The organism is Streptomyces sp. AV19 (assembly GCF_015999245.1).
Taxonomy (GTDB): domain Bacteria; phylum Actinomycetota; class Actinomycetes; order Streptomycetales; family Streptomycetaceae; genus Streptomyces.
The window spans coordinates 1-6,265 of sequence record NZ_JAEAMR010000051.1 but is presented as its reverse complement, the minus strand read 5'-3'; the positions used below and the strand labels follow the sequence as shown (position 1 = coordinate 6,265).

Annotated in this window: 4 protein-coding genes and 1 pseudogene; 4 read left to right on the top strand and 1 reads right to left on the bottom strand. The window is 65.8% G+C overall.

What is annotated here, in order from left to right; all coding sequences use genetic code 11:
* From I5Q34_RS33015 to I5Q34_RS33000, 4 genes and pseudogenes are all read left to right on the top strand, one after another.
* Positions 1-348: pseudogene (locus I5Q34_RS33015) on the top strand (ATP-dependent chaperone ClpB); the annotation flags it as partial.
* Entirely contained in the window at positions 345-1,646 is a 1,302-nt protein-coding gene (locus I5Q34_RS33010; protein WP_199896187.1) for a hypothetical protein, read from the top strand. The pseudogene I5Q34_RS33015 and the gene I5Q34_RS33010, both read left to right, overlap by 4 nt.
* Positions 1,647-1,683: 37 nt before the next feature.
* A complete protein-coding gene (locus I5Q34_RS35940) occupies positions 1,684-3,711 on the top strand; it encodes an ATP-binding protein (RefSeq protein WP_199896186.1) in 2,028 nt (675 codons plus the stop codon).
* A gap of 67 nt (positions 3,712-3,778) precedes the next feature.
* Positions 3,779-4,942 (top strand): TDT family transporter, encoded by a 1,164-nt coding sequence (locus I5Q34_RS33000; RefSeq protein ID WP_199896185.1) that lies wholly within the window; start codon positions 3,779-3,781, stop codon positions 4,940-4,942.
* A gap of 115 nt (positions 4,943-5,057) precedes the next feature.
* Here I5Q34_RS33000 and I5Q34_RS32995 read toward each other — a convergent pair whose 3' ends face one another.
* Entirely contained in the window at positions 5,058-6,158 is a 1,101-nt protein-coding gene (locus I5Q34_RS32995; protein WP_277965775.1) for an IS630 family transposase, read from the bottom strand.
* Between the last annotated feature and the right edge of the window lie 107 nt (positions 6,159-6,265).

The following is a 6,265-nucleotide window of genomic DNA, read 5'->3' as shown; positions in this document are numbered from 1 at the left end:
GTCTTCCACCCCCTCGGCACCGGACAGCTGGAGCGCATCGCCGAGATCCAGATCGACCACCTTCGCCGTCCCCTGGCCGAGCGGCGTCTCACGCTCGACGTCACCGCCCAGGCGCTGCGCTGGCTGGCCACCCTCGGCCACAACACCCCTGACGGTGCCGAGCCCGACCTGAGCTACGGCGCCCGTCCGCTGCGCCGCCTGGTGCAGACCGCCATCGGCGACCGGCTCGCCCGCGCCATCCTGGCCGGCGACATCCGCGACGGCGACACCGTCCGCGTGAACGCCGGCGCCGACGGCCTCATTCTTACCGCCGGAGACGTCCCACCGGTCGGGGACCTCCCACGATGAGCCTGCGCGCGGAGTTGATCGCCCCGGCCGAGCCCGTGATCCCGGGTGAGCAAGCCGAAGCGGAACTCCTGGTCTGCAATGACGGACACCTCGTGGACGCCTATGAAGTGTCCCTCATCGGCAAGGCCGCACAGTGGTCGGGCGAAGACCTCGGACGGGTCGCCGTCTATCCCGGGCGTTATGAGAGGCTCCGGATACCCATCGCCCCGCCCCGGGACTCCCGTACCGCACCGGGACCCGTGGTGTTCGCGGTCAAAGCGCAGTCGCTGGAAAACAGGGACATCGCCTCGGTCCCGGAAGCCGTGCTCCAGGTGGGTTCGTTCCACGAACTCGAAGCGCAGTTCACGAGGAAAAAGGTCAAGGGCCGTTTCCCCGGGAGCACCCTGCTGCGTGTTCGAAACCTGGGCAACGACAGCGTCCGCATCTGGATCAAGGATGATACCGACGACGAGAGCACGGCGACCGTACACATCCGCCGCTCAGGATTCGCGCTGCGCCCGGAGGAACGGGGCCGGGTGGCCGTTCGTGCCAAGGGCAGAAAGCCGCTCTTCGCCGGCAAACCCATCATCCACCGCATTCCGTTGACCGTGGAGGACGGGGGCGGGGCACAGGTCTCGCTTCAGTTCGAGTACGAACAGGTCCCGTTCCTCACCAAACGGCTGATCAAGCTCACCACTGCCCTGGTTGCCGTGGTGATGGCCGGCGCACTGGCCTGGGTGTCGCCCATCGGCGCCAAGGCAACGCCCAAGGTCAAGGCCGTGGCGGGTAAGACACAGCTCGAACAGGTACAAGCGGAAGCAACTGCTCAGGAACAGGCGAAGAAGAAGCAGAAGACTGCGGAGAAGAAGAAGGAGGCCGACGCCCAGAAGGCCAAAGCGCCCAAACCTCAGGACTTTCAGAAGTCTTTGACCACAACGGGCGGCAGCACCGCGAAGGAATCCGAGTACAAGGTCCCCAAAGGCTATGTCCTGCAGTTGACCCAGATCACCCTGACGACTGTCGGTAATGTTGGCGACGTCGCCACCGTGGTGGCGGGGCCCGAGACCCTGGGTGTGTACAGCATGGCGGCGTCGGAGCCCCGGGAAATCCAGAGCAAGGCACCGATCAAGGTGGACGGGGGAAGAAAGGTCAGTCTTTCCGTCGTCCGCGCGCCCAAGGCCTCCCCCGTTCCCGGTCGAGGCCCCCAGACATCGGCGCAGACATCGGCGTGCCAGGCAACCGTGCTGATGGTGGGCAAGCTGGTTCCGAAGAAGGGGCCTTTCGCCGAGAAGCACAGCCCGGCCGCCCAAACCACCTGATGCAGAGAAGCCGGACGCGACTCATCGAATGGACCCAGTGAACGACTACACCATCGAGAACGCCGGAACACACTACGACGCCGCAGCTGACCACGCCGATTGGCCGCGAGCCGCCCGGTTCACCGAACGCCTGGCCCTGATCGAGTCCCGTGTGCGCGATCTGGCCTCGGCCGGAGCGGCGTTGGGGAACTCCGATAACTCTGCTACCGGCGCACTGGCAGAGCCCGCGAGCATGAGCGCCGCCCTGGCCGCCCATCGGGCCGAGGAACTGCGTACGGGGCAGTTCCTGTCCGGTGACGAAAGTTCTGCGGACCCGCTCGACTCTGCCGATCGACTGGCCGTCCTGGCCACGGAGTACGGCCTGTCCCCGCTGGAAGCCGACGTTCTCATAGCGGCGCTGCTGCCGGACATCGATCCGATGTATTCCCCTATCTACCGGGCCCTGGGCGGCACCAGTCCCGGGATGCGGCCGACCGTCTCGCTGCTTCTGGCTGTCAATGGCATCACCGTCTTGCAAGCCGTCCGCAGTGGTTTGCTCGCCAACAGTTCGGCTCTCGTCCGGGAGAAGCTGATCCGTGTCGAAGGCGGGGACGTGCCATTCCCCGACTGCCAGGTGCGGGTGGCTCCGAGGGCGATCGCCTTTCTGACCGGTGCGCCGGGCCCCCAGGACATCGGCGTCGGCTGCTTCCAGCCCCTGCCACCCCGTATATCCGGAGCGCCCGAGCCCCGCGAGGAGAGCATCACCCGGGTCGCGGAAGCTCTCCGGGACTGCCGTCCCGCCGCCGTGTACCTCCAGCAGGGCATCGACGGCGAAGCACTGCCACTGGCCTGTGCCGCGTTCACAGCGTGCGGCCGTACCACGTGCACGCTGGACCTGGAGGCTCTCCTCGCTCACGCACCATCGTACGAAGAAGCTCTGGAGGAAGTCGTCCAGGAGACGCGGCTGTTCCGGGCCGGGCTCGTCGCACCTCTCCCTGGAGCCCTCAGCGACGAGCAAAGGGCCGGAGTGCACGTTCTGGTCCGGCGCCTGGAGCGGGAGTCCGTACCGGTCGTCTACTACGGACATGAGAGCGCCCCTCCTGACACCGGTGTACCCATGGCCCTGCGACTGGATGTCCGCAGCGAATCGTCCCGTCGTGAACGCGTCTGCACAGCGGCCGTGAGCGGCATCGAGCGTGCCCGGCGGCGCGCTGCTCTGGGAGGAAACGCTCTCTGCAGCTCCACGGCGCGGGAGATCGTCCGCAGCAGCGCGGCCCGGGACCTGGAAACGCTGACGAAGCGAGTCACGCCTTCCGTGACCCTGCAGGACCTCAAGCTCTCCGTGGATGTCCGGGAGAGACTGGACATGCTCGCCTCCCGTGTCGGCCACCGCGACGTGGTGATGGGGGAATGGAAACTGCGCCAAGGCGGCGGCCGGGGCTGGGGAGTCACCGCACTGTTCGCGGGCGATTCGGGCACGGGCAAGACCATGGCGGCGGAGGCGGTTGCCCACGGGCTCGGAATGGACCTCTACGTCGTGAGCCTGCCAACCGTCGTGTCGAAGTACATCGGGGAGACCGAACGCAACCTGGAGCGGATTTTCTCCGCAGCGGACTGCGTCGACGCCGTGGTGCTGTTCGACGAGGCCGACTCGGTCTTCGCCAGACGCGGCGAGGTCAAGGGGGCCAACGACCGCCATGCCAACATGCAGAGCGCGTACTTGCTCCAGCGGCTGGAGGCGTTCGGCGGCCTCGCGATTCTCACCACCAACCTCCGGACCAATATAGACACAGCGTTCACCAGGCGCTTCGATGAGATCATCGAATTCCCCAAACCCGGCCGGGCGGCTCGGCTGGAACTCTGGCAGCGGTTCCTCACCGCCGGAGCCGTACCGCTGTCACAGGATCTCGACCTCGAAGACGTGGCCCGGCGTTTCGACCTGGCCGGCGGGAATATTCGCTCCAGCGCCGAAACTGCGGCATTCGCGGCCCTCAGGGATCAGCGGCCCGTGGAAATGCGCGACGTGCTCAATGGAATTGAACTGGAGTACGGAAAACTGGGAAGGCTCCTGGACAACGCTTTCTGAGCACATCCGTGGCAGAGGACACGATTCTGGAGTGGCATGGAGCGCACACTGCGGCGAGCATGGGTTTATGCCCCCTACAGCCCCGACCCCTGGCCATCGCGGTCCGGCCCGTCGGCTGCTGCGGGACCTGGAACACCCTGGGCAACTCTTCCAACACCTGGGGCCCAACTGGTACGCGACAGTGATGGGGACCGCAATCGTGGCCAACGCGGGCGCCACGCTCCCTCTGCACATCGCCGGGTTGCACACCTTCGCCATATGTGTCTGGGCGTTCTCCTTGCTGCTCCTCGTCCTGGTGCTGACGGCCCGCGGCATACACCTCGTCCGGCACCGCAACCAAGCCCGCGCCCATCTCTTCGACCCGGCCGTTGCCCCGTTCTACGGCTGCCCGCCGATGGCTCTGCTCGCCGTCGGCGCGGGTACCGCTCTCGTCGGCAAGAGCGTCCTCGGCACGAATGCGGCCCTCGCGATCGACTGGGTGCTCTGGGGAGCGGGCACGGTCCTGGGACTCCTCGTCGCGGTAGCTCTGCCGTACCTCATGATCACCAAGCATGACCTGGCCCCCGGGACCACCACGACGACCTTGCTTCTGCCCATCGTGGCACCGATGGTCTCGGCCGCTACCGGACCATTCCTGATCCCCCATCTGCCCCCGGGACAACCGAGGGAGACGATGCTGCTCGGCTGCTACGCCATGTTCGGCCTCAGCCTTCTGGCCACCATGGTGATTCTTCCGGGCGTCTGGTCCAGGCTCATTTACCACAAGGTCGGACCGCTGCTCATGACCCCCACCCTGTGGCTCGTCCTCGGCCCCCTGGGGCAGTCGACCACGGCCGTCAATTCACTGGGCGACTCGTGTTGCGGGGCGACCGACAAGCGCCTCGAAGACGGCCTTCAGGTCTTCGCAGTCATCTACGGCGTGCCGGTCATGGGGTTCGCCTTCTTGTGGCTGGCCCTGGCAGCCGCGGTCACTCTGCAGGCGTTCCTCAACCACATGCCCTTCGCCATGACGTGGTGGAGTTTCACGTTCCCAGTGGGCACATGTGTCACGGGCATCGCTGGGCTGGCCCGGCATACAGGGCTCAAGGTGTACATCTGGCTGGCAGTTCTCCTCTACCTCCTGCTCCTCGCCACCTGGTTGATCACCGCCACTCGCACGCTGCTCGGTGTTCTGCGGGGAACCCTCTTCCTCCCGCCGCACATGGCACAAGCACATCGTGACCATCCGTAGCGCTGCAGGACTCCGGCCGTCGACGACTTTTGGCCCACAGAAGCCCCCCAGGTGATTCCTTTCGGATGGCAACGTCCTCACGTACGTGCCCTAGTGTCGCGTGATCCTGCTGCTGTCACTTGGAGTTGTTGGCGACGAGTTTCCTGACGTTGCGCTGTGTGAGGCGGACCTTCGCGAGGATCTCGTTGGCTGTGGCGGTCCAGGTGAAGGGCTTCGCGGTCTCGTTCCAGGAATCGATGTAGTTACGGATCTGCTGGATGAGGACGCGGACGCTGGAGAACGTGCCGCGACGGATCGCCTGGCGTGTCAGGATGCCGAACCAGATTTCCACCTGGTTCAACCAGGAAGAGCCGACGGGAGTGAAGTGGAAGTGCACATGCGGGTTCTTCGCCAGCCATGCCCTCACCTCCGGCGTGCTGTGCGTGGACAGGTTGTCCAGAACCACGTGGATCTCCTTGCCCGCATGGGGCCTTACGGCCTTCTTCAGGAACGCGAGGAAGTGTGCCGCGTTCCGGGCCGGTGTGCACTCGCCGAGTACTTCGCCTGTGGTCACGTTCAGGGCTGCGAACAGATTCGTGGTGCCGTGACGGACGTAATCGGAGGTCCGCTTCTCGCCGGCCGCGTACGCCACCGGCAGGACGGGCTGGGTGCGGTCCAGGGCCTGGATTCCGGTCTTCTCGTCCACCGACAGCACCACCGCACCGCCCGGCGGGTCGAGATACAGGCCCACGACATCGACGACCTTGTCCGCGAAATCCGGGTCTGTCGACAGCTTGAATGTGCCCTGCCGCTGCGGCCTGAGCTTCTCCTCCCGCCAGACGCGGGCGATGTAGTGCCAGGACACGGTGATGCTTTCCCGCCGTCGCAGGTGGTCGGCCAGCGTCCGTGTCGACCAGTGCGTCAGCCCCAAACCCGCCGGCGGGGACATCCGTGTCAACGCAATCACGCGGGCTCTGGTCTGCGGCGGGACCTGCACCCGCCCGCTGTCACGGGACCGGTCCTCCAGCCCCGCCAGGCCCTGTTCGGCGAAACGCGTCTTCCATCGGTCCACTGTCCGGGCCGAGATTCCCAGCAGCTCAGCGATGTCCTTGCGACGCCTCCCCTCACCGGACCACAACACGATCCGCACACGCAGGGCCATGTCGGCTGAAATGGCGCGCGAACTGACCACCTGCCGTAATTCCACCATCTGTTCAGGCGCGAGACGAAGGTTCACGGCAGGCCCAACGAACCAAGGACTCTCAAGTGACGCCACCAGAATCACGCGACACTAAGGGTTGTCCCGTAACTGCTGGTCACGGGTGAGATGATCTTGGTGTGGCT

Excerpts from the sequence above, each read along its gene's own strand:
- I5Q34_RS33010 (WP_199896187.1), top strand. The coding sequence starts at position 345 with ATGAGCCTGCGCGCGGAGTTGATCGCCCCGGCCGAGCCCGTGATCCCG.
- I5Q34_RS33000 (WP_199896185.1), top strand. The coding sequence starts at position 3,779 with ATGCCCCCTACAGCCCCGACCCCTGGCCATCGCGGTCCGGCCCGTCGG.